Below are 23,907 nucleotides of genomic sequence, written 5' to 3'. Positions count from 1 at the left end.
ATGCGCCGTGCCCGCCTAGGCTGGAGGACGTACATGCCCCTGCTCTGGAAGGGGGGCGGCCATGGCTTCCCTCTCGAAGGCGGGCGCGGCGCTCGCCGCACTCCGCGAGGATCTCGTCGGTGACGTGCTCACCCCCGACGATCCGGGGTACGACGAGGCCCGGGCGGTCTTCAACGCGATGATCGACCGGCGGCCGGCCGTGATCGCGCAGTGCGCGAACGAGGCCGACGTCGGCCGTTCGGTGCGGTTCGCCCGGGACCTGGATCTGAAGATCGCGGTCCGCGGCGGCGGCCACAGCGTGGCGGGCATGGCCCTGAACGACGGCGGTCTGGTCGTCGACCTGCGCCGGATGCACGAGGTGACGGTCCATCCCGGAGCGGCGGCGGTACGCGTCGGGGGCGGCGCGACGATGAGCCACATGGACCGCGCCACCGAGCCGTACCACCTGGCGACCACCGGGGGCCGCGCCTCGACGACCGGGGTCGGCGGCTTCGTGCTGGGCGGCGGAAGCGGCTGGCTGGAGCGGAAGTTCGGGCTCGCGATCGACAACCTGCTCGGCGTCGACCTGGTGACCGTGGACGGCTCGGCGGTTCACGCGAGCGCCGAGGAGAACCCCGAGCTGTTCTGGGCCCTGCACGGCGGCGGCGGGAACTTCGGCGTCGCGACCGCGCTGACCCTGAGACTGCACGAACTGCCCGAGTTCGCGATGGCCATGCTGCTGTACCGCCCGGAGTCCGGTCCCGAGGTGGCCCGCGTCTTCCGCGAGATCATGGAGACCGGACCTGTGGAGGCGGCCGGCGGCGTGATCTACATGACGGGACCGCCCGAGGAGTTCGTCCCCGAGCACCTGGTCGGCACGCTGCTGTGCGGGGCCCTCGTGACGTACGCGGGCAGCGAGGAGGACCTGCGCAAGACCGCCCAGCCCCTGCTGGCGCTGCCGCACGAGGTGGAGATGGTCACGGCGATCCCGTACGCGGACCTCCAGTGCATGATCGACGATCCGCCGGGGATGCGGAACTACTGGTCTGCGGAGTACCTGACGGGCGCGCCCGACGGGCTCGTGGACGTCTTCTGCGCCCGCGCGGACACGATGCCGGTGCCCACCGGAACCCAGCACGTGCTGTTCCCGCTGGGCGGCGCGGTCGCCGACGGCCCCCGCGCGTACCCGGTGCCGTACCGGGACTCGCCCTGGGCCGTGCACCCCTTCGGCATCTGGGAGGACCCCGCGGACGACGAGCGCTGCGTGCAGTGGGTACGGGACGTGCGCGCCGACGTCCGCCCGTGGAGCACCGGAGCGGTGTACCTCAACTTCATCGGCGACGAGGGTGAGGACCGGGTGGAGGCGGGCCTGGGCGCCGAGAACACCCGGCGGCTCGCGGCGGTGAAGGCCCACTACGACCCGGACAACGTGTTCCGCTTCAACCACAACATCGCGCCCGCGTAAGCGCTCCGCTGGAGACGCAGTGATAAACCCGCAGGCCGGTGGGGGCTGGTCGCGCAGTTCCCCGTGCCCCTTACGGGACGCGGTACGAGATAGCGTCCGCGTCATGGACAGCCGTATCGACACGCCGGACACACACGGTGGCGGGATCACCGTGCAGCGGGCCCTGGAACTGCCCGGGCTGCGCGGCGGCCTGCCGGAGATCCTCGCGGGCGCCGACCGGCTGGGCCGCACCGTGCGCTGGGTGCACGCGGGCGAGGTCCCGAACATCGCGTCGCTCCTGAAGGGCGGCGAACTGCTCCTGACCACGGGGTACGGGCTCGGCACCCGCCCCGCCGACCAGCGCGCCTTCGTCCGCACCCTGGCCGAGCGCGGCATCGCGGCCCTCGTCGTGGAACTGGGGCCGCGCTTCACCCGGCTGCCCGCAGCCCTCGTGGAGACGGCCCGTACGGCCGGTCTGCCGCTGGTCCAACTGCACCGTGAGGTGCCGTTCGTGACGGTCACCGAGGAGATCCACACCGAGATCGTCAACGGCCACTACGCACTGCTCCAGCAGGCCGAGGAGGTGCACCGGCGCTGCACCCAGGCCCTGCTCGGCGGGGGCGGCATCCCCCAGGTCCTCGGCATCCTGGCGGACTTCAGCGGCAACCCGGTCTTCCTTGAGACCCCGGACGGACAGCTCCTGTACGCCGCCGGGACCGGGCCCGCGAACGCCGACCCGCTCCAGGTCTGGGAGGGGCTGCGCGGCCAGCACCAGGACGACCCGCCGACCGGGTCGGTCCTCGTGGACGTGCCGGGCGGCGGCCCCGGCACCGGTTCGGTCAGGGCCCGGCTCGTCCTCCTGCCCGTGAACGCCCCCAACGCCCCGCTCGCACCCGTGCACCGCATCGCGGCGGAACGGGCCGCGGGGATCCTCGCCGTGGTCCTGATGCAGGCCCGTCAGGAGGAGGAGCTGGCGGCGCGCGGCCGCGGCGACTTCCTCACCGACCTCGCCGAGGGCCGTATCGCCGCCGAGGACGCGCCCGCGCAGGCCCGCGTGCTCGGCTTCAAGCCCGGTCCCGGACCGCTGCTCCCGGTGGTGATGAGGCTCGCCGACGGACTGCCTCCCGGCGGGGGCTGGGCCGTCCTGGCGCGCGCGGTCGCCGAGGAGCTGGCCTCGGTGGGGGTGCCGGTACTGCTGGGCGTACGTCCCGTCGAGGGCCGCGTACCGCTGCTGCTGGGCCTGCGCACGGAGTCCGAGCGGGCGACCGTCGCGGACCGGGTCGCGGCGGCGCTGCGGGCCGGTGTGGAGCGGGCGGGCATGCAGCGTCCGGGGGCGCAGCCGCCGGTCGTGGTGGTCGGCGTGGCGGGCGGCTGGGCGGCCGCGTCGGCGAGCCTGCGGCACGCGGCCGAGACGGCCACGGCGGCCCAGGGGCTGTCCGACCGCCCCTGGTACGACGCCCGCCGCCTGGACATCGACCTGCTGCTGTGGCGGCTGCGGGACCACCGGGACCTGGCCGCCTTCGTGGACCGCGCCATCGGCCCGCTCCGCGACCACGACAACCGCTCCAAAGCCACCGCTGCTGCCCACCCTGGAGACGTATCTGGCGCACGCGGGCCGCAAGGCGGAGACCGCGCGCGAGCTGCACCTCAACCGGCAGACGCTCTACAACCGCCTCGCGAGGATCGGGGAGTTGCTCGGAACGGACCTCGACGACCCGCAGACGGTACTGGCCCTGAGCCTGGCGCTGCGGGCCCGCAGACTCGTCCCGTAGAACCGCCGCGCTCGTATGCCGCCCTACGAAAGCCGTCTCACGGCAGCCGTCTCACGGCAGCGGCAACGGCTTGGTCAGTTCGTCGTACACGCTGAGGACTTGGGCCACCGTCTCGTCCTCGGTCGGCCAAGTGGCCACCTGGAGCGTGCCCTCGTCCCTCAGGAGCTCGCGCCGGGCGGGGTCGGCGAGAAGAGCCTCGACGGCCTCGGCGAGCGCTTCGGAGTCTCCGTGCGGGACGAGTTCGGCCGCGTCGCCGACGAGTTCGGGGATGCCTCCGGCGGCCGCCGCGACGAGCGGCACGCGCGCGTGGAGGGCCTCCTGGGCGAGCACCGAGCGCGATTCCCAGCTGCCGGGCAGCAGCGCGAGATCGGCTGCGGCCAGCAACTCCCCGATGTCGTCACGCGGGCCGACGAGACGCACGGGCAGCCCCTCGTTCACGATGCGCCGCTGGAGTTCACCGCGCAGCGGCCCCTCCCCGGCGATCACGACCAGGGGTACGGGATCGAGCCGCCGCCACGCGCGCGTGGCGTCCAGCAGCGTGTCGTACCCCCGGTGCCGGTCGAGGGAGCCGACCGCCATCAGCAACGGACGGTCGGTCGCGCCGAGTTCGGCGCGCGCCTTGGGGCGCAGCCGGTCGGCGTCCTCGCTCTCGGCGAGGGGCCGGCGCGGGGCGGGCAGTGCGACCGCGGCGAGCCGCGCGTCCCTGGCGCCCCTGCTGCGGGCCCGGTCCACGAGGTCGGACGAGGATCCGAGGACCACGGACGCGGCCCTGGCCACGCGCCGCTCAAGGAGGCGCAGCAGATGCGCCCGCGCGCCCTCGGCGTACGGGCGGGAGTGCAGGGTGACGACGAGCGGGACGCGCCGTCCGCTGAGCGCGAGCGCGGCCCGCAGCGCGGAGTGCAGTCCGTGCGCGTGCACCAGGTCGGCGTCCGCGCAGGCCGCCCGCAGCACGGCCATGGAGGTCGGGTCGTTCCGCCTCGGCACGTGCACGTGGTCGGCGCCGACGCCGCTGAAGTCGTAGGTGTGATCCGCCGCGGCCGGGGCGCACACGGTGACCCGCACGCCCCGGGCGACGAGCCCCGACGTCAGCGACCGCACATGGGCACAGCTGCCCGCGCTGCCGCCGCCGAGCACTTGGACAGTGCGCAGCGGCGACTGTCCGGGCGGTGAGTGGCTGCTCACGTGGATCACGTGGCCGGGGCTCCTGGTTCGGCGTCGGGCGGTCACGAAGAAAAGTACAGAAGGAACGGGCGGTGGGGGTGTACCGCTCGGGGTCCTCTTCCAAGGATGCCAGGGCTCGCGGGAGTTGCGGACCATCGAGGAGGTGGGGTGGTGGTGGGTGGCGCGCCGGGGAGGCGAACCGTCACTCACATGAGTGATGGGATCCGCGGGTCGCACCAGCGCCTCGCCGCGGAACGGCACAAAGCCCGCAGCCCCAGCCCTCCGAGCGACTGCCCGTCAACGGCCACCCGTCAACGACTACCTGTCAGCCCGAGCCGTCGCCAGCAACTCCTCCGCGTGCGCCCGGGCCGTCTCCGAGTCCTCCTGCCCGGCCAGCATCCGCGACAGCTCCCGCACCCGCTCCTCGCCCTCCAGGACCTTCACCCCGGACCGCGTGACCGACCCGTCGTTGGTCTTCTCGACCAGCAACTGCCGGTCGGCGAAGGCCGCCACCTGGGGCAGATGGGTGACGACGACGACCTGCGCGCTCTTGGCGAGTTTGGCGAGCCGCCGCCCGATCTCGACCGCGGCCTTGCCGCCCACTCCCGCGTCGACCTCGTCGAAGAGATACGTCGGCACCGGATCCGTACCCGCGAACACGACCTCGACGGCGAGCATGACGCGCGACAGCTCACCACCGGACGCGCCCTTGGCGATGGGCCGCGGCGGCGCCCCGGGGTGCGGGGCGAGGAGGAGTTCGACCTCGTCGACCCCGGCGGGTCCGTACGAGACCGGACGGCCGCCGACCTCCACGCCCTCCGGGTCCTCGCTCTGCCGGATCTCGAAGGACACGCGCGCGTGCGGCATGGCGAGCGAGGCGAGTTCGGCGGTCACGGCGGCGGCGAAGCGCTCGGCGGCCTCCGTACGGGCGTCCGTCAACGCCTGTGCCAGCCCGCCCAGTTCGGCCCGCAGCGCGTCCCGCTCGGCCGTCAGTTCGCCGAGCCGGTCGTCGTCGCCGTCCAACTCCAGGAGCCGCGCGACCCCTTGTTCCGCCCAGGTCAGGACCGCGCCAATATCCTCCCCGTACTTGCGGGTCAGCGCGGTGAGCGCGGCGCGCCGCTCCTCGACCGCCGCGAGCCGCAGCGGGTCCGCGTCGAGATCGTCGGCGTATCCCGCCAGCTCCCCCGCCACATCGCCCAGCAGGATCCCGATCTCCCCGATGCGGCCGGCCAGCGCGCCGAGCGCCGCGTCGTGGGACCGTACGGCCTCCAGGGCCCGGTGTGCGCCCGCGACGAGCGTCGTGGCGTCGATGCCCTCCGGGTCCTCGGGATTGCCCGCGAGGGCGGCGTGTGCGGCCGTGGCGGCGGACGCGAGCGCCTCCGCGTGTCCGAGCCGCTCGGCCTCGGCCGCCAGCTCGACGTCCTCGCCCGGGCGCGGCTCCACCGCGGCGATCTCGTCGAGCCCGAAGCGCAGCATGTCGGCTTCCTGGGCGCGTTCCCGCGCGCGCGTGGTGATTTCGTCCAGCTCGTTGGAGATGGCTCGCAGCCGTCGGTAGGCGCCCGCGTACTTGGCGAGCGGCACGGCGACGGCGTCGCCCGCGTACCGGTCGAGGGCCTGTCGCTGGCGGGACAGCTTGAGCAGCCCCTGCTGGTCGGTCTGGCCGTGCACGGCCACCAGGTCGTCGGCGAGCTCGGCCAGCAGCCCCACGGGCACGGAACGCCCGCCCAGGTGCGCGCGCGAGCGCCCCTCGGCGGAAACGGTACGGCTGATGAGCAGCACGCCGTCGTCGAGCTCGGCGCCGGCCTCCTCGGCCCGTACGACGGCCGAGGCTCCGTCGGGTACGGAGATCCGCCCCTCCACGACCGCGTTCTTGGCCCCGATCCGCACGAGGGCCGGGTCGGCGCGCCCGCCCAGCAGCAGGCCCAGGCTGGTGACCACCATCGTCTTGCCCGCGCCGGTCTCACCGGTCACGGCGGTGAAGCCGGGTGACAGCTCGACGACCGCGTCGTCGATGACTCCGAGCGACCGTATCCGCATCTCCTCCAACACGGACATGACCATACGAGGTTTCCCCCACCCGGCGCGACGCCGCCCCAGTCCCTCCACAAACGCCCTGGTGCGGTTGACCGAATTGCCCGTCCCCCGACTGCGGGCGCGTGGGGGTTGCTCGCGCAGTTCCCCGCGCCCCCTAAAGACGAAAGACAGGGGCGTAGCCCCGTCTTTCAGGGGCGCGGGGAACTGCGCGACCAGCCCCCACCGGCCCGCACCAAACCAACAACACATCCCCCCGCCCCCGCGGAGCACTCAGTGGGGAGCGCCCCGCCACCCCGCCACCGGCAGCGCGAACTTGGCGACGAGCCGATCGGTGAACGACGCATGGTGCAACCGCGCCAACCGCACCGGCACGGCCCCACGCCGGACCTCCACCCGCGCACCGGGCGGCAGCTCGATCGTGCGGCGGCCGTCGCACCACAGCACACCCGGCGGGATGTGCGGCAGGACCTCCACGGCCAGCACCGAGTTCGGCGAGGTCACCAGCGGCTTGGCGAACAGGGCGTGCGCGCTGATCGGCACCATGAGCAGCGCCTCGACCTCCGGCCACACCACGGGACCGCCCGCGGAGAACGCGTACGCCGTCGACCCGGTCGGCGTCGACAGGACGATCCCGTCGCACCCGAACCCGGTCACCGGCCGCCCGTCGATCTCCAGCACGACCTCCAGGAGCTTCTCGGCCCCCGCCTTCTGCACGGCGGCCTCGTTGAGCGCCCAGTCCGTGTGGACGACATCGCCGTTGCTGTGCACGACGACGTCGACGGTCATGCGCTCCTCGACCTCGTACGCCTTCGTCACCACCCGGTCGACGACCTTGTCGAGATCGTCGCGCTCGGCCTCCGCGAGGAAGCCGACACGCCCGAGGTTGACGCCCAGCATGGGCACCCCGGAGGCGCGGGCGAACTCGGCGCCGCGCAGCAGCGTCCCGTCACCGCCGAGGACGATCAGCAGCTCACACCCGTCGAGGCACTCCGGTGTCGCCTCCTTGACGAGCTCCACACTCTCCGGGAGCGGCAGATCGGCCGCCTCCGCCTCCAGGACCCGTACACCGAGACCGGAACGCACCAGCCCCTCGACGACGAGCTCGGCACTGCGGATGGCCGCGGGCCGTCCGGTGTGGGCGAGCAGAAAAACAGTACGAGCTCGGGTCTGTGTCAACGCGGCCCCTCCGCCACTGCACGGTCAACGTCGGCCGGGTCCAGTGCGGGTGCCCCGGCACGCAGCCACAGAAAGTACTCGACATTCCCCGAGGGCCCGGGCAACGGACTGGCCGTCACGCCGTTCACCCCGAGTCCCAGTTCCCCCGCCTGCCGGGCCACGCCGCGCACGGCGTCCGCCCGTAGCTCGGGGCTGCGGACGACTCCGCCGCTCCCGAGCCGTTCCCTGCCCACCTCGAACTGCGGCTTGACCATCATCACCAGGTCGGCCCCGGGCGCCGCGCACCGCACAAGGGCGGGCAGCACCAGGCCGAGCGGGATGAAGGACAAGTCACCGACAACAAGATCCACCGGCTCCCCATCGATCGCCTCCAACGTCAACTCGCGTACGTTCGTACGGTCCTTGACGGTGACGCGTTCATCACTCTGAAGAGACCAGGCCAACTGCCCGTATCCGACGTCCACGGCGACGACGTGGGCGACGCCCGCGCGCAGCAGCACATCGGTGAACCCGCCGGTCGAGGCACCGGCGTCCAGAGCCCGCCGTCCCTCGACCGCCAGGCCGAGCGGTACGAAGGCCTCCAGCGCCCCGGCGAGCTTGTGGCCGCCGCGCGAGACGTAGTCGGGATCGTCGTCGTCCTGGGTGACCAGGATGGCGGCGGCGGTCTCCACCTGGGTGGCGGATTTGGTCGCGAGGGTCTTGCCGACGGTGACCCGCCCGGCGGCGATCAGCTGTCCGGCGTGCTCGCGCGAGCGGGCGAGTTTACGTCGGACCAGCTCGGCGTCGAGGCGGCGTCGTGCCACTCCTGCCACGTTCGGTTCAGCTCCTGTTGCTGTTGCTGTCGTTGCTGCTGTGCGGCGCAGGGGGCACCGGAGGTCCCGGGCGGGCGTCCAGCGCGGTGAGCGCGTCGCGCAGCCCCCTGTGCACATCCTCGTACACCTCCACGTGGCCGTCCGTGGCGAGGTGGTCCACATCGGCCAACCGGTCGAGCTGGGCGTCGACCTCGGCGTTGCCCGTGGGCGTACGCGGCACGTGGAGGGGAGCGGGGGCGGCGGGGTCGTCCTCGGGTTCCGCGGCAGGCCCGGCCTCGGCCTGAGGTCCGGGCTCGCCTTCGGGCCCGGGCCCGGCCATGGCCTCGGGGCCCGCGGACGGCACCGGCACCGGCACCGGCTCGGGCACGGGCTCGGGCACGGGCACGGGCTCGACCGGAGTACGGGCCTCCGCGCCGAAGGGTCCTGTGTCGAAAGCCCCCGTCTCCGGGCCGGTCATGGAGTCGCTCATGACCCGACGCTACCGCGAAGCGCTGGGGTACCGTCGATCGCGATGGCCACGATTGAGGAGTGCCGCAGCGCACTCGACAAGCTCTCGGACAACATGGCGGGCGCGGACGGCGACGTACGCAGCGCGGCGGCGTTGGACCGCTCGCTGAGCTGCCGTATCACCGACCTCGACATCACCTTCGTAGGCCGTCTCAAGGACGGCCGGATCGAGGTGCTCGACACGCTCCAGGGCCCCCCGCCAGACAAGGCCGAGATCCGGCTCACGATGACCGGCGACGACCTGGTCGCGATGGTCGACGGCGAGCTGAACTTCGCGAAGGCCTGGGGCTCGGGCCGGGTCAAGCTCGAAGCGGGCCTGCGCGACCTGCTCCGGCTCAGAAAACTCCTCTGAAGGCTCCCCTGGCCCTGCCCGGCCGGCCCTTGGCGATCCCGCGGGAGCACTAGCTCTTCGCGACACCGACGGGCGCGGCTGCGGTCGTACGTGCCTTCCGCGCCGCCGGCACCACCAGCGGCGTACCCGTCTCCGGGTCGTCGATGACCTGGCAGCGCAGCCCGAAGACCTCCTCGACCAGCTCGGCCGTGACGATGTCGGCCGGGGCGCCCTCGGCGATCACCGAGCCCTCGCGCAGGGCGATCAGGTGGGTGGCGTACCGGGCCGCGTGGTTGAGGTCGTGCAGTACGGCGACCAGGGTGCGGCCCTGCTCCTCGTGGAGCTCCGCGCACAGGTCGAGCACGTCGATCTGGTGCTGGATGTCGAGAAAGGTGGTCGGCTCGTCGAGCAGCAGCAACGGGGTCTGCTGGGCGAGCGCCATGGCGATCCACACGCGCTGGCGCTGACCTCCGGAGAGCTCGTCGACGTACCGGTCGGCCAGTTCGGCGACTCCGGTCGAGGTCATGGACTCGCGCACGATCCGCTCGTCCTCGGTCGACCACTGGCGCAGCAGTCCCTGGTGCGGATAACGGCCGCGCCCCACGAGGTCGCCGACGGTGATCCCGTCCGGCGCGATCGACGACTGCGGCAGCAGCCCGAGCGTCCTGGCCACCTTCTTGGCGGGCATCGACTGGATGACCTGCCCGTCGAGCAGCACCCGGCCCTGGCTCGGCTTCAGCATCCGGGACAGGGCGCGCAGCAGCGTGGACTTGCCGCAGGCGTTCGGGCCGACGATCACCGTGAACGAGTTGTCCGGTATCTCGACCGACAACTGCTCGGCGATGACGCGCTGGTCGTAGGCGAGGGTGACGTTCTCGGCGGACAGGCGGTTCACAGTGCTCCTTCGGGTGTTCGTGCGCGGCCCGCCATCGGAGCCCGTACTCGTCGTGTTCGTCGTGCTCGTCTTGCCTGCGGCGGCCGTACTCGTCTTACGGTCGGCGTTCATATCCGCCCCGCCTTCCGCTCGGTGACCAGGAGCCACAGCAGATAGACGCCGCCGAGCACTCCGGTCACGACTCCGACGGGCAACTGGTCGGCGCCGAAGGCCCGCTGCGAGGCCCAGTCCGCAACGACCAGCAGGGTGGCGCCCATGCACATGGCGGGCACCAGGTTGGGTCCCGGCGAGCGGGTGAGGCGCCGCGCGAGCTGCGGTGCGGTGAGCGCGACGAAGGCGACCGGGCCCGCGGCGGCGGTGGCGGCCGCGGTGAGCAGCACGGGCGGCCACCAACAGCAGCAGCCGCGTCCGCTCGACCCGCACCCCGAGCGCGTACGCCACGTCGTCGCCCATCTCCAGCATCCGCAGCCCGCGCGCGTTGCCGAGGACCAGCGGTACGAGGACCGCGCACAGGCCGAGCAGCGGCCAGACCTGGTCCCAGTCACGGCCGTTGAGCGAGCCGGTCATCCAGACGACGGCACGGGCCGCGTCGACGAGGTCGGCCTTGGTGATCAGATAGCCGTTGACGGCCGTGACGATCGCGGAGACACCGATACCGACCAGGACAAGTCGGTATCCGTGCACACCCCGCTTCCAGGCGAGCACATAGATGGCGAGCCCGGTCACCAGACCGCCTACGAGCGCCCCGACGGCAACCTGGGTGGCACTGCCCGAGAACAGCACGATCATCACGAGCGCACCGGCCGTCGAGCCCTGACCGAGGCCCAGTACGTCCGGACTGCCCAGCGGATTGCGGGAGATGGTCTGGAAGAGCGCGCCGCCGAGCCCGAGCGAGGCCCCCACCAGGAGCCCGACCAGGACCCGCGGCAGGCGCAGCTCGTTGACGATGAACTCCTGGCCCGCGTCACCGTTGCCGAGCAGCGTCCTGAGAACGTCGGCGGCCGGTATCGGGAAGTCGCCGGTGCCGATGAGCACGACACTCGCGGCGAGCGCGGCCACGAGCAGCAGCACAACGACCGTGAACCCGCGGACATCGAAGCGGACCGACAGCCCACCGCCGGTACGAACGGTCCGAGCCCGGAAGGCCCGGACGGGACCTGCCTGGTCAAGCACCGCCTGATCGAGCCCGGCCTGTTCGTGTCCTGCCTGTTCGTGTCCTGCCTGGTCCTGTCCTGCCCGATCGTGTCCGGCCTGATTGCGTGGGGGCTTCACAGCTGCGCCGTCCTCCGCCGTCGTACGAGAAAGATGAAGACCGGCCCGCCAAGGATCGCGGTGACGATGCCGACCTGGAGCTCCGCGGGCCGGGCGACCATACGACCGATCACATCGGCGCCCAGCAGCAGCACCGGCGACAGCACGGTGGCGTACGGCAGGATCCACCGCAGGTCGGGCCCGGTGAAGGACCGTACGACGTGCGGAACCATCAGCCCGACGAAGACGATCGGTCCGCAGGCGGCGGTCGCGGCCCCGCAGAGCACGGTCGCGGCGGCCATGGACAGCCCGCGGGTGCGGTTCAGATGCGCCCCGAGCGCGCGGGCGGTGTCGTCGCCCATGGCCATGGCGTTCAGCGGCCGGGCGAGCGCCAGCGCGAGGACCGTGCCGATCACGAGGAACGGCAGCACTTGCTCGATGGTCGAGTTCGTGGCCGAGGCCAGCGAACCGACCGTCCAGAAGCGCATCTTGCTGAGCGCGGCCTCGTCCGTGATCATCACGGCCTGCAGATAGCCGTAGAGCGCGGCGCTGATCGCGGTGCCGGCGAGCGCGAGCCGCACCGGCGTGGCACCCCTGCTGCCGCCGAGGAAGTACACGAGCGCCCCGACGACGGCCGCGCCCGCGAAGGCGAACCACACATAGCCGCTCAGCGAGGTGACACCGAAGAAGGTGATGGCCGTGACAACCGCGGCGGACGCGCCGGCGTTGATGCCCAGCAACCCCGGGTCGGCGAGCGGGTTGCGGGTCAGCGCCTGGAGGACCGCCCCGGAGAGGCCGAGCGCGGCGCCGACGAGCAGCCCGAGGACCGTACGCGACAGCCGCTCGCCCACCACGACGTCGCCGTACGTTCCCGAGTCCTCGAACAGTCCGTGCCAGACCTGCTCCAGCGACAGCTCTTTTGCGCCGATCGCGATGCTCGCCAGGGCGACGAGCACCAGCACGGCGAGGGACACGAAGAGCCCAGCGGCCCGTATCGCCCGGCGGGTTGGGGGCGGGGGGGCGGTCTCCGCGCTCGGTTCGGGGGGACTGTCGACCAACACCCGGTTAGGTTAGCCTACCCTCGCCACGCGGCACGATCCCGTACGCCGTGACCTGCGCAACCGCCCTTCTGAGGCCCCCCGGGACCCCGCCGAAGGCCCCGCCCGAAGGGCCCATGGGATCCGCCGGGCCCGCGCTCAAAGCCCCAGCCGTGCCAGCGCCTTGCCCCCGTCCAGCTCACACACCCCGTCCCCGGCAGCCGTCCAGGCGGCGGCACACAGCGCCCGCAGCCCGTCCATCGCCTCGCCCGCACCCTCCAGTTCCAGCCGCTCGGTGCCGGCCGTCGCCGTCCAGCCCCCGCAGCGGAACCCTTCGCCCGCCTCGACGACCTCCGGCTGCCCGGTCAGCATCCCCCGCAGATCGGCGTCGACGTACGTCGGCCGGTGCTGCGGCGGCGCGGCGAGGAGCTGGGCCCCGTCGGTCACGCCGGTCAGCACCAGCAGCGAGTCCACCTCGCCGTTGAACGCCCCCTCGATGTCCGTGTCGAGCCGGTCCCCCACCACCAGCGGCCGCTCCGCCCCGGTCCGCAGGATCGTCTCGCGGTGCATCGGCGGCAACGGCTTGCCCGCCACCTGCGGCTCGGCGCCGGTCGCGATCCGCACGACCTCCACGGCCGCGCCGTTGCCTGGGGCGATCCCGCGCGCGCTGGGGATCGTCAGATCGGTGTTGGACGCGAACCACGGCACCCCGCGCGCGATGGCGTAGCAGGCCTCCGCGAAGCGGCCCCACGGCAGATCGGGCCCACCGTACCCCTGCACGACCGCCACCGGCCCGTCCTCGGCCGACTCGACCGGTTCGAGCCCGCGCTCGCGCAGCGCGACCCGCAGCCCCTCCCCGCCGATCACCAGCACCCGCGCTCCCTGGGGCACCTGCTCGCTGATCAGCCGGGCCACCGCCTGCGCCGAAGTGATGACGTCCGACTCCTCGGTCGGTATCCCCAGCTCCGTGAGGTGAACGGCGACGGTGTCGGGCGTCCGCAGCGCGTTGTTCGTCACGTACGCGAGACGCGTTCCGCCCGCGCGGGCCGTGCCGAGCGAGTCGACCGCGTACGCGATCGCGTTCCCGCCCGCGTACACCACCCCGTCCAGGTCGAGCAGCGCCGTGTCGTACGCCTCGCTCAGGGCCCGGTCACTGCCCTCGGGGCGCGTCCTCACGGTCTGGCTCATTACGCATCGCTCCTCGTTCGATCCCTTTCCCCCGATCATCCCGCATGGCACTGACACACTTACGATGCACCAATGAACACTGCAGGTCCCGCGGACGTACCGGCACGCATGGGCCTTGATCTGACCCCGTTCAGGGGTCTGCGCTACGACCCCGACCGGGTCGGCAGCCTCTCCGCCGTCACGTCCCCGCCGTACGACGTGGTCGTACGGCCCGACGGTCTCCAGCATCTCGAATCGGCGGACCCGCACAACATCGTCCGGCTGATCCTCCCCCAGGCCACCACGCCCAGCGTCCGCAACGAGCAGGCCGCGGACACCCTGCACCGCTGGCTGTCCGAGGGCGTCCTGACGACGGACTCCGTGCCGGGTCTGTACGTCTACGAGCAACGCCACGGCGACGGCATGCTGCAACGAGGCATCATCGGCGCCCTGCGCCTGTCGGAGGCGTCGGACGGCGTGGTCCTGCCCCACGAGGACGTCATGCCGCACGTCGTAGCGGACCGCGCGGCCCTGATGCGCGCCACCTCCGCGAACCTCGAACCCCTGCTGCTGACCTACCGCGGCAACGGCGCCGCCTCCGGCACGACCGCTGTCATAGAGCGCGCCGCCGAGCACCCGCCCCTGCTGTCCACGACCACGGAGGACGGCTTCAGCCACCGCCTGTGGGCCGTGACCGATCCCGCGCACCTGGCCGAGATCCGGACAGACCTGGCCCACCGCCAGGCCCTCATCGCCGACGGCCACCACCGCTGGGCGACGTACTTGCGTCTACGCGCGGAGCATCCCTCCCCCAGCCCCTGGGACTTCGGGCTGGTACTCCTCGTCGACACCGCCCGCTACCCTCTCCGCGTCCGCGCGATCCACCGCCTCCTGCACCGCCTCCCGGTGGCCGACGCCCTGGCGGCCCTCGGCGACGGCTTCCGCGTACGCCCGGTCGACGGCCCGCTCTCCAGGGCTCTGGAGGCCCTTTCCGTAGCGGCCGCCGAGGGAAACGCATATCTCCTTGCGGGCGACGGCACCTTCCACCTCGTCGACCGTCCGTCCCCGGACCTGCTCGCCCGTACGATCCCGGCGGACCGCCCCGAGACGTGGCGCACCCTCGACGCGACGGTCCTGCACGCCACGCTCCTCGACCACGTGTGGCAGATACCCGACGTCCCGGAGCACATCGCCTACATCCACGACACCGCCGCCACGGTCGACAAGGCGGAACGCGACGGCGGCACGGCCGTCCTGATGCACCCGGTCCACGAAGAGGTCGTACGCGACCTCGCGAGCCAGGGCGTCACGATGCCCCGCAAGTCGACGTCATTCGGCCCGAAGCCGGCATCGGGCCTGGTGCTGCGCACCCTGGTCCCCTGAAAACACGAAAGGGCGGGACCCCCGAGGGGATCCCGCCCATGTACTCGTAAGACGCGTAGTAGCCGTACTCGTACGACTCCTGCGGGGCTGTCAGCCCTTCAGGTCGCCCTCGTCGCCGTCCGTGTCGTCCACGTCGTCCAGGCCATCGTCGTCGACGCTGTCCTCGGCCGGCTCAGCCTCCGACTCCGGAGCTTCGGAGTTCACGACCTCGACGTCGCTGTCGCTGTCAGTGTCGCTTTCGCCGTCGTCCTCGACGAGGGCGTCGACGAACTCCACACCGTCCAGCTCGGCGAGCCGGTCCGAAGCGTCGGTGCTGCCGTCCTTGTCGGACTCGACGGCCTTGGCGAACCACTCACGCGCCTCGCGCTCACGCCCGGCCGCAAGCAGCGCGTCGGCGTACGCGTACCGCAGTCGCGCGGTCCAGGGCTGTACGGAGTTGGAGGCGAGCTCGGGGCTCTGCAGCGTGACGATGGCCGCGTCGAGCTGGTCCATGTCCCGCCGCGCACCGGCCGCCACGAGCCGCATCTCGACCTGGCCGGCCTTGTCAAGCTTCTGCACCTCGGGGGCCCCGGCCATGTCGAGCGCCTTCTCGGGCCGCCCGAGACCGCGCTCGCAGTCCGCCATGACGGGCCACAGGTCCACGTTGCCGGTCATGCGCCGCGCGGCCCGGAACTCGGCGAGCGCCTCGCTGTACTTCTGGTTCGCGTACGCGGCGAAGCCGGCCGCCTCCCGTACGGCAGCGACACGCGACGCCAGCCGCAGCGCGACCCTGGAGTAGCCGTACGCCCCCTCGGGGTCCTCGTCGATGAGCCTGGCCACCATCACCAGGTTCCGGGAGACGTCCTCGGCAAGCCCCTTGGGCAGGCTCTGCAGCTCCTGCCGTACGTCCTTGTCGATCTCCTCGCCCGTGACGTCGTCCGGGATCGGCAGCCGCTTGATCGGCTCGCGGTCGCGGTCCCGCTCGTCACGGAAGCGCCCGCCGCCACGACGGTCGTCGCCGCCCCGTCCACCACGGTCGTCCCGCCCGCGGAACCCGCCGCCACCGCCACCGGGCCGGCCACGGCTGTCATCGCGACGCGGTCCGCCGCGACGGTCGTCGCCGCCTCGCGCACCACGGTCGTCGCGCCCACGGAACCCGCCACCACTACCACCGGCACGGTTGTCGTCACGCCGGAAGCCGCCATGGTCGCCGCCGCCGCTACTGCCGCCGCGGTTGTCATCGCGGCGATCGTCACGCCGATCATCGCGACGGACGTAACCAGTACGGTCGCCGTCGCGACGGTCGTCCCTGCGGTCGTCGCGCCGGAAGCCGCCACGGTCGCCGCCACCGCTGCCGCCGCGGTTGTCGTCGCGGCGGAAGCCACCACGATCACTGCCACCACTGCCACTGCGGTTGTCGTCGCGGCGCGGGCCGCCCCGCTCGTCGTCACGGCGGAAGGCCGGACGGCCTCCACGGTCGTCGTCCCGACGGAACCCACCGCGGTCACGGCCGTCACGGCTCGGCCCACTGGGACGGTCATCACGCCGGAACGGCGGACGACCACCACGGTCGTCGTCACGGCGGAACGCCGGACGATCGCCATCGCGCCGGAACCCACCACGGTCGCCGCCACCACTGCGGTTGTCGTCACGACGGAAGCCACCGCGGTCGCCGCCACTGCTGCTGCCGCCGCGGTTGTCATCACGACGGTCGTCACGTCGGAAGGGCGGACGGTCACCATCACGCCGAGGGCCACCACGGCTGTCATCGCGACGGAAACCGCCACGGTCACTGCTGCCACCACGGCTGTCGTCACGCCGGAAGCCGCCACGATCACCGCCACTGCTGCTGCCGCCGCGGTTGTCATCACGACGGTCGTCACGTCGGAAGCCACCACGGTCGCTGCCGCCACTGCCACTGCGGTTGTCGTCGCGACGCGGGCCGCCCCGCTCGTCGTCACGGCGGAAGGCCGGACGGCCTCCACGGTCGTCGTCCCGACGGAACCCACCGCGGTCACGGTCGTCACGGCTCGGCCCACTGGGACGGTCATCACGCCGGAACGGCGGACGACCACCACGGTCACGATCATCGCGCCCGCGGAATCCGCCGCCACTGCTGCCACCACGGTTGTCATCGCGGCGGTCATCGCGGCGGAAGCCACCACGATCACTGCTGCCACCGCTGCCGCTACCACCACGGTTGTCGTCACGGCGGAAGCCGCCACGGTCGCCGCCGCCACTGCTGCTGCCACGGCTCGGCCCACTGGGACGGTCGTCACGCCGGCCGTTCCCGCTACGGTCGTTGTCGCGGCGCGGGCCCCCTCGGTACCCGCCCCGGTCACCACTGTCCCGGCGTCGCTGGTCGCGCTCCGGTCGCTCGTCGGGAGAGTTGGTGGACATGGGTGACTCCTGTCATCGGTACCGCAAGTCATTCTCGCGCAGCCGGGTACCCAGCGCGCTTCGGAAAACAAAAAAGGACCTCTGGTCCCAGCGAGTCGCTGGGACCAGAGGTCCTCCAAATATTGTTCGGCGGCGTCCTACTCTCCCACAGGGTCCCCCCTGCAGTACCATCGGCGCTGTAAGGCTTAGCTTCCGGGTTCGGAATGTAACCGGGCGTTTCCCTCACGCTATGACCACCGAAACCCTAATGGTTTCGAGCGAACAAGCACACTTTTCAGTTGGGTGTTCTGCTCAAAAGCCGACAACTGTTCGTTGTCTCAGAACTAACACAGTGGACGCGAGCAACTGAGGACAAGCCCTCGGCCTATTAGTACCAGTCAGCTTCACCCCTTACGGGGCTTCCACATCCGGCCTATCAACCCAGTCGTCTACTGGGAGCCTTAACCAATCTAGTTGGTGGGAATACTCATCTCGAAGCAGGCTTCCCGCTTAGATGCTTTCAGCGGTTATCCCTCCCGAACGTAGCCAACCAGCCATGCCCTTGGCAGGACAACTGGCACACCAGAGGTTCGTCCGTCCCGGTCCTCTCGTACTAGGGACAGCCCTTCTCAATATTCCTACGCGCACAGCGGATAGGGACCGAACTGTCTCACGACGTTCTAAACCCAGCTCGCGTACCGCTTTAATGGGCGAACAGCCCAACCCTTGGGACCGACTCCAGCCCCAGGATGCGACGAGCCGACATCGAGGTGCCAAACCATCCCGTCGATATGGACTCTTGGGGAAGATCAGCCTGTTATCCCCGGGGTACCTTTTATCCGTTGAGCGACGGCGCTTCCACAAGCCACCGCCGGATCACTAGTCCCGACTTTCGTCCCTGCTCGACCCGTCGGTCTCACAGTCAAGCTCCCTTGTGCACTTACACTCAACACCTGATTGCCAACCAGGCTGAGGGAACCTTTGGGCGCCTCCGTTACTCTTTAGGAGGCAACCGCCCCAGTTAAACTACCCATCAGACACTGTCCCTGATCCGGATCACGGACCCAGGTTAGACATCCAGCACGACCAGACTGGTATTTCAACGACGACTCCACAGACACTGGCGTGCCCGCTTCACAGTCTCCCAGCTATCCTACACAAGCCGAACCGAACACCAATATCAAACTGTAGTAAAGGTCCCGGGGTCTTTCCGTCCTGCTGCGCGAAACGAGCATCTTTACTCGTAGTGCAATTTCACCGGGCCTATGGTTGAGACAGTCGAGAAGTCGTTACGCCATTCGTGCAGGTCGGAACTTACCCGACAAGGAATTTCGCTACCTTAGGATGGTTATAGTTACCACCGCCGTTTACTGGCGCTTAAGTTCTCAGCTTCGCACACCCGAAAGTGCACTAACCGGTCCCCTTAACGTTCCAGCACCGGGCAGGCGTCAGTCCGTATACATCGCCTTACGGCTTCGCACGGACCTGTGTTTTTAGTAAACAGTCGCTTCTCGCTGGTCTCTGCGGCCACCCCCAGCTCACGGAGTAAATCCGATCACCAGTGATGGCCCCCCTTCTCCCGAAGTTACGGGGGCATTTTGCCGAGTTCCTTAACCATAGTTCACCCGAACGCCTCGGTATTCTCTACCTGACCACCTGAGTCGGTTTAGGGTACGGGCCGCCATGAAACTCGCTAGAGGCTTTTCTCGACAGCATAGGATCATCCACTTCACCACAATCGGCTCGGCATCAGGTCTCACCCTTAATGTGCGACGGATTTACCTATCACACGGGCTACACCCTTACCCCGGGACAACCACCGCCCGGGCTGGACTACCTTCCTGCGTCACCCCATCACTCACCTACTACAGGTCTGGTCCGTCGGCTCCACCACTCCCCTTTGCCCGAAGGCTCCAGGGCGGCTTCACGGACTTAGCATCGCCTGGTTCAATGTTTGACGCTTCACAGCGGGTACCGGAATATCAACCGGTTATCCATCGACTACGCCTGTCGGCCTCGCCTTAGGTCCCGACTTACCCTGGGCAGATCAGCTTGACCCAGGAACCCTTAGTCAATCGGCGCACACGTTTCTCACGTGTGTATCGCTACTCATGCCTGCATTCTCACTCGTGAACCGTCCACCACTAGCTTCCGCTGCGGCTTCACCCGGCACACGACGCTCCCCTACCCATCCCAGCGGGCGTTGGCCCTATATGCTGAAATGACACGACTTCGGCGGTACGCTTGAGCCCCGCTACATTGTCGGCGCGGAATCACTAGACCAGTGAGCTATTACGCACTCTTTCAAGGGTGGCTGCTTCTAAGCCAACCTCCTGGTTGTCTCTGCGACTCCACATCCTTTCCCACTTAGCGTACGCTTAGGGGCCTTAGTCGATGCTCTGGGCTGTTTCCCTCTCGACCATGGAGCTTATCCCCCACAGTCTCACTGCCGTGCTCTCACTTACCGGCATTCGGAGTTTGGCTAAGGTCAGTAACCCGGTAGGGCCCATCGCCTATCCAGTGCTCTACCTCCGGCAAGAAACACACGACGCTGCACCTAAATGCATTTCGGGGAGAACCAGCTATCACGGAGTTTGATTGGCCTTTCACCCCTAACCACAGGTCATCCCCCAGGTTTTCAACCCTGGTGGGTTCGGTCCTCCACGACCTCTTACAGCCGCTTCAACCTGCCCATGGCTAGATCACTCCGCTTCGGGTCTTGAGCGCGCTACTAAACCGCCCTGTTCGGACTCGCTTTCGCTACGGCTTCCCCACACGGGTTAACCTCGCAACACACCGCAAACTCGCAGGCTCATTCTTCAAAAGGCACGCAGTCACGACTGTATGTGCAAGCACATACAGCGACGCTCCCACGGCTTGTAGGCACACGGTTTCAGGTACTATTTCACTCCGCTCCCGCGGTACTTTTCACCATTCCCTCACGGTACTATCCGCTATCGGTCACCAGGGAATATTTAGGCTTAGCGGGTGGTCCCGCCAGATTCACACGGGATTTCTCGGGCCCCGTGCTACTTGGGTGTCTCTCAAACGAGCCGTTGATGTTTCGACTACGGGGGTCTTACCCTCTACGCCGGACCTTTCGCATGTCCTTCGCCTACACCAACGGTTTCTGACTCGTCTCACAGCCGGCAGACTGTGAAAGAGAGATCCCACAACCCCGTACACGCAACCCCTGCCGGGTCTCACACGTATACGGTTTGGCCTCATCCGGTTTCGCTCGCCACTACTCCCGGAATCACGGTTGTTTTCTCTTCCTGCGGGTACTGAGATGTTTCACTTCCCCGCGTTCCCTCCACACACCCTATGTGTTCAGATGTGGGTGACAGCCCATGACGACTGCCGGGTTTCCCCATTCGGAAACCCCCGGATCAAAGCCTGGTTGACGGCTCCCCGGGGACTATCGTGGCCTCCCACGTCCTTCATCGGTTCCTGGTACCAAGGCATCCACCGTGCGCCCTTAAAAACTTGGCCACAGATGCTCGCGTCCACTGTGCAGTTCTCAAACAACGACCAACCACCCGTCACAACCCGCCGAAGCAGATTTTTACCGGGGCCGGCACTGAAGACAGACCTTGCGGCCATACCTTCAGACACCCAACAGCGTGCCCAACACCCTCGCCACCCGTGATCAGCTTTCCACGCCCCGAAGGACAGTACTTGCAGCCCGAGATGACTGAGAGTGCCGAATAATCAACGTTCCACCCATGAGCAACCAGCATCAGACATTCGCCGATGTACTGGCCTCTGGACCGGCAGGCAGAGCCTGTCAGCCAAGAAGTGCTCCTTAGAAAGGAGGTGATCCAGCCGCACCTTCCGGTACGGCTACCTTGTTACGACTTCGTCCCAATCGCCAGTCCCACCTTCGACAGCTCCCTCCCCACAAGGGGGTTGGGCCACCGGCTTCGGGTGTTACCGACTTTCGTGACGTGACGGGCGGTGTGTACAAGGCCCGGGAACGTATTCACCGCAGCAATGCTGATCTGCGATTACTAGCAACTCCGACTTCATGGGGTCGAGTTGCAGACCCCAATCCGAACTGAGACAGGCTTTTTGAGATTCGCTCCGCCTTGCGACATCGCAGCTCATTGTACCTGCCATTGTAGCACGTGTGCAGCCCAAGACATAAGGGGCATGATGACTTGACGTCGTCCCCACCTTCCTCCGAGTTGACCCCGGCAGTCTCCTGTGAGTCCCCACCATCCCCGAAGGGACGTGCTGGCAACACAGAACAAGGGTTGCGCTCGTTGCGGGACTTAACCCAACATCTCACGACACGAGCTGACGACAGCCATGCACCACCTGTCACCCGACCACAAGGGGGGCACCATCTCTGATGCTTTCCGGGCGATGTCAAGCCTTGGTAAGGTTCTTCGCGTTGCGTCGAATTAAGCCACATGCTCCGCTGCTTGTGCGGGCCCCCGTCAATTCCTTTGAGTTTTAGCCTTGCGGCCGTACTCCCCAGGCGGGGAACTTAATGCGTTAGCTGCGGCACCGACGACGTGGAATGTCGCCAACACCTAGTTCCCACCGTTTACGGCGTGGACTACCAGGGTATCTAATCCTGTTCGCTCCCCACGCTTTCGCTCCTCAGCGTCAGTAATGGCCCAGAGATCCGCCTTCGCCACCGGTGTTCCTCCTGATATCTGCGCATTTCACCGCTACACCAGGAATTCCGATCTCCCCTACCACACTCTAGTCTGCCCGTATCGAATGCAGACCCGGGGTTAAGCCCCGGGCTTTCACATCCGACGTGACAGACCGCCTACGAGCTCTTTACGCCCAATAATTCCGGACAACGCTTGCGCCCTACGTATTACCGCGGCTGCTGGCACGTAGTTAGCCGGCGCTTCTTCTGCAGGTACCGTCACTTTCGCTTCTTCCCTGCTGAAAGAGGTTTACAACCCGAAGGCCGTCATCCCTCACGCGGCGTCGCTGCATCAGGCTTTCGCCCATTGTGCAATATTCCCCACTGCTGCCTCCCGTAGGAGTCTGGGCCGTGTCTCAGTCCCAGTGTGGCCGGTCGCCCTCTCAGGCCGGCTACCCGTCGTCGCCTTGGTGAGCTTCTACCTCACCAACAAGCTGATAGGCCGCGGGCTCATCCTTCACCGCCGGAGCTTTCAACCCCCACAGATGCCTGTAGGAGTGTTATCCGGTATTAGACCCCGTTTCCAGGGCTTGTCCCAGAGTGAAGGGCAGATTGCCCACGTGTTACTCACCCGTTCGCCACTAATCCACCCCGAAGGGCTTCATCGTTCGACTTGCATGTGTTAAGCACGCCGCCAGCGTTCGTCCTGAGCCAGGATCAAACTCTCCGTGAATGTCTGCCGGTAATCCGGCGTAACACCACGAGAGCGGAACAACCGGGCGGAATAAGCCCGACTGTTCACAACGTCCTCGCTGTGCGCCTGCCGAAACAAAATGCCCGGCAGGACTTTTTCAAAGGAACCTCCACCCACCACATGACATGGTGGACGGGGTATCAACATATCTGGCGTTGATTTTTGGCACGCTGTTGAGTTCTCAAGGAACGGACGCTTCCTTCGTACTCACCCTCTCGGGCTTTCCTCCGGGCTTCCCTTCGGTCTTGCGTTTCCGACTCTATCAGACCGTTTCGGGCCGTGATTCCCAGTCGGTGGGATTTGCCTTTTGGCCTCGCGGCCTTTCGACATTCACTACGTTAGCCGATTCCCTCAGCAACTCATAATCGAGTTCCGCAAGCTTGAATTCAGGCATGCAGGCACGCCGAATTCGCCCTCGGTCAGAGGAAGTCGTAGGTAGTGGGTTGGCCGCTTCCGACTGCTGACTGAACGCCGTACCCGGTTCAGCGGCTCGGGCTACATTACGGACCGCCCAGGGGAGAGTCAAGTTCGGCGACGACGGGGGGTATGGGCCCGATAAGGGCTCACCGTCGGGTCGTTGTCGACCCAGTAGCGCCACGGGTGAACGCCTCCGTCGCCGGACACACCGGTGCGTGGACCGTTGCGTACCTGGTCGGAGGGCACCGGAGTGCCCGTGAGAAGGCCCAGGGGTGAACCCTCGGTGGCGCATGCGTCCGTACCGTCGAGAGCCCGGTCGATCCCCAGGGCCGTGGCCAGGCGGGCCGGGCCTTTGGCCAGTTCTCTGTCATATCGGGCCGAAAGTCGACGTTTGCGTGCCAGTTCGGCGCCTTCGGTGATCTCGCCGGCGCGGAGCAGGACCGCGCTCGCCCTGTCCTCCGGGCCGCACACCAGGTTCATGCAGTGCCACATGCCGTAGGTGAAGTAGACGTAGACGTACCCGGGCGGACCGAACATCACGCCGTTGCGGGCCGTGCGGCCGCGATAGGCGTGGGAGCCGGGGTCGTTCGGACCGTCGTACGCCTCGACCTCCGTGAGGCGGAGTTCGATCGGACCGTCCGGGGTGGTGCGCACGAGCACGCGCCCCAGGAGGTCTGGGGCGACCTCCAGTACGGGTCGGTCGAAGAACTCCCGGGTGAGGGGCGTACGGTCAGGGGCCGCGATCATGGCGTACGAGCGTAGTACAGAGGTGTGACTGCGTACGGGGTGGTCAGGGAGCGTGCGTCTTGCCAGGGTGAGTGCG

General features: G+C 68.7%; 13 protein-coding genes, 3 rRNA genes and 3 pseudogenes. 4 read left to right on the top strand and 15 right to left on the bottom strand.

The features are described from left to right. The first annotated feature begins 61 nt into the window (after positions 1 to 61). Together QF035_RS39910 and QF035_RS39905 are read left to right on the top strand one after the other, a co-directional pair. On the top strand, positions 62 to 1,444 hold the full coding sequence (locus QF035_RS39910) for an FAD-binding oxidoreductase (RefSeq protein ID WP_307526070.1): 1,383 nt from the start codon (positions 62 to 64) through the stop codon (positions 1,442 to 1,444). Positions 1,445 to 1,547: 103 nt separating this feature from the next. Continuing rightward, positions 1,548 to 3,195 (top strand): annotated as a pseudogene (locus QF035_RS39905) (PucR family transcriptional regulator). 51 nt (positions 3,196 to 3,246) lie between these two features. Here QF035_RS39905 and QF035_RS39900 read toward each other — a convergent pair. The 5 genes from QF035_RS39900 to QF035_RS39880 all read right to left on the bottom strand — a co-directional run bounded on the left by QF035_RS39900 (position 3,247) and on the right by QF035_RS39880 (position 8,697). Beyond that, a complete protein-coding gene (locus QF035_RS39900; RefSeq protein WP_307526068.1) occupies positions 3,247 to 4,386 on the bottom strand; it encodes a glycosyltransferase family 4 protein in 1,140 nt (379 codons plus the stop codon). 288 nt (positions 4,387 to 4,674) lie between these two features. Beyond that, on the bottom strand, positions 4,675 to 6,417 hold the full coding sequence (recN, locus tag QF035_RS39895) for a DNA repair protein RecN (RefSeq protein WP_307526065.1): 1,743 nt from the start codon (positions 6,415 to 6,417) through the stop codon (positions 4,675 to 4,677). Between the two features lie 243 nt (positions 6,418 to 6,660). Further along, positions 6,661 to 7,566, bottom strand: a complete 906-nt coding sequence (locus QF035_RS39890; protein ID WP_055618637.1) for an NAD kinase — start codon at positions 7,564 to 7,566, stop codon at positions 6,661 to 6,663. Then, a complete protein-coding gene (locus tag QF035_RS39885) occupies positions 7,563 to 8,378 on the bottom strand; it encodes a TlyA family RNA methyltransferase (protein WP_307526063.1) in 816 nt (271 codons plus the stop codon). The genes QF035_RS39890 and QF035_RS39885 overlap by 4 nt, the downstream gene beginning before the upstream one ends. 7 nt (positions 8,379 to 8,385) lie before the next feature. Next, positions 8,386 to 8,697 carry a hypothetical protein gene (locus QF035_RS39880; protein ID WP_307531779.1) on the bottom strand — a complete coding sequence of 104 codons (312 nt, stop codon included), beginning with the start codon at positions 8,695 to 8,697 and terminating at the stop codon, positions 8,386 to 8,388. A 192-nt stretch (positions 8,698 to 8,889) separates the two neighbouring features. Here QF035_RS39880 and QF035_RS39875 point away from each other — a divergent pair, with 192 nt between their 5' ends. After that, positions 8,890 to 9,237 carry an SCP2 sterol-binding domain-containing protein gene (locus QF035_RS39875; RefSeq protein ID WP_189840197.1) on the top strand — a complete coding sequence of 116 codons (348 nt, stop codon included), beginning with the start codon at positions 8,890 to 8,892 and terminating at the stop codon, positions 9,235 to 9,237. Between the two features lie 49 nt (positions 9,238 to 9,286). Here the strand turns inward: QF035_RS39875 and QF035_RS39870 are convergent, their stop codons facing one another. The 4 genes and pseudogenes from QF035_RS39870 to QF035_RS39855 all read right to left on the bottom strand — a co-directional run bounded on the left by QF035_RS39870 (position 9,287) and on the right by QF035_RS39855 (position 13,587). Next, positions 9,287 to 10,222 (bottom strand): ABC transporter ATP-binding protein, encoded by a 936-nt coding sequence (locus QF035_RS39870; RefSeq protein WP_307526060.1) that lies wholly within the window; start codon positions 10,220 to 10,222, stop codon positions 9,287 to 9,289. Then, positions 10,219 to 11,284, bottom strand: a pseudogene (locus tag QF035_RS39865) (FecCD family ABC transporter permease). The gene QF035_RS39870 and the pseudogene QF035_RS39865 overlap by 4 nt, the downstream one beginning before the upstream one ends. 95 nt (positions 11,285 to 11,379) lie before the next feature. Further along, entirely contained in the window at positions 11,380 to 12,423 is a 1,044-nt protein-coding gene (locus tag QF035_RS39860; protein WP_307526058.1) for a FecCD family ABC transporter permease, read from the bottom strand. A 135-nt stretch (positions 12,424 to 12,558) separates the two neighbouring features. Then, the gene (locus QF035_RS39855) at positions 12,559 to 13,587 is read right to left on the bottom strand and encodes an HAD hydrolase-like protein (RefSeq protein WP_307526057.1); all 1,029 of its coding nucleotides are present in this window, start codon (positions 13,585 to 13,587) and stop codon (positions 12,559 to 12,561) included. Positions 13,588 to 13,659: 72 nt separating this feature from the next. Here QF035_RS39855 and QF035_RS39850 point away from each other — a divergent pair, with 72 nt between their 5' ends. Beyond that, on the top strand, positions 13,660 to 14,949 hold the full coding sequence (locus QF035_RS39850; RefSeq protein ID WP_307526055.1) for a DUF1015 domain-containing protein: 1,290 nt from the start codon (positions 13,660 to 13,662) through the stop codon (positions 14,947 to 14,949). A gap of 90 nt (positions 14,950 to 15,039) precedes the next feature. On the opposite strand, the gene QF035_RS39845 is transcribed toward QF035_RS39850, so the two are convergent. The 6 genes and pseudogenes from QF035_RS39845 to QF035_RS39820 all read right to left on the bottom strand — a co-directional run bounded on the left by QF035_RS39845 (position 15,040) and on the right by QF035_RS39820 (position 23,831). Beyond that, entirely contained in the window at positions 15,040 to 15,879 is an 840-nt protein-coding gene (locus QF035_RS39845; protein WP_307531768.1) for a hypothetical protein, read from the bottom strand. Positions 15,880 to 16,356: 477 nt separating this feature from the next. Beyond that, positions 16,357 to 17,097, bottom strand: a pseudogene (locus QF035_RS39840) (hypothetical protein); the annotation flags it as partial. 355 nt (positions 17,098 to 17,452) lie between these two features. After that, positions 17,453 to 17,569, bottom strand: a 5S ribosomal RNA gene (gene rrf / locus QF035_RS39835). A gap of 106 nt (positions 17,570 to 17,675) precedes the next feature. Next, positions 17,676 to 20,799: ribosomal RNA gene (locus QF035_RS39830) — 23S ribosomal RNA — on the bottom strand. Positions 20,800 to 21,116: 317 nt separating this feature from the next. Then, positions 21,117 to 22,646 (bottom strand): 16S ribosomal RNA (locus QF035_RS39825). The 16S, 23S and 5S rRNA genes sit together here, the layout of an rRNA operon. 543 nt (positions 22,647 to 23,189) lie before the next feature. Next, on the bottom strand, positions 23,190 to 23,831 hold the full coding sequence (locus QF035_RS39820) for a DNA-3-methyladenine glycosylase (protein ID WP_307526053.1): 642 nt from the start codon (positions 23,829 to 23,831) through the stop codon (positions 23,190 to 23,192). Positions 23,832 to 23,907 lie beyond the last annotated feature (76 nt).

It is taken from the genome of Streptomyces umbrinus, assembly GCF_030817415.1.
GTDB classification, from domain to species: domain Bacteria; phylum Actinomycetota; class Actinomycetes; order Streptomycetales; family Streptomycetaceae; genus Streptomyces; species Streptomyces umbrinus_A.
This window is presented reverse-complemented; position numbering and strand designations above follow the sequence as displayed.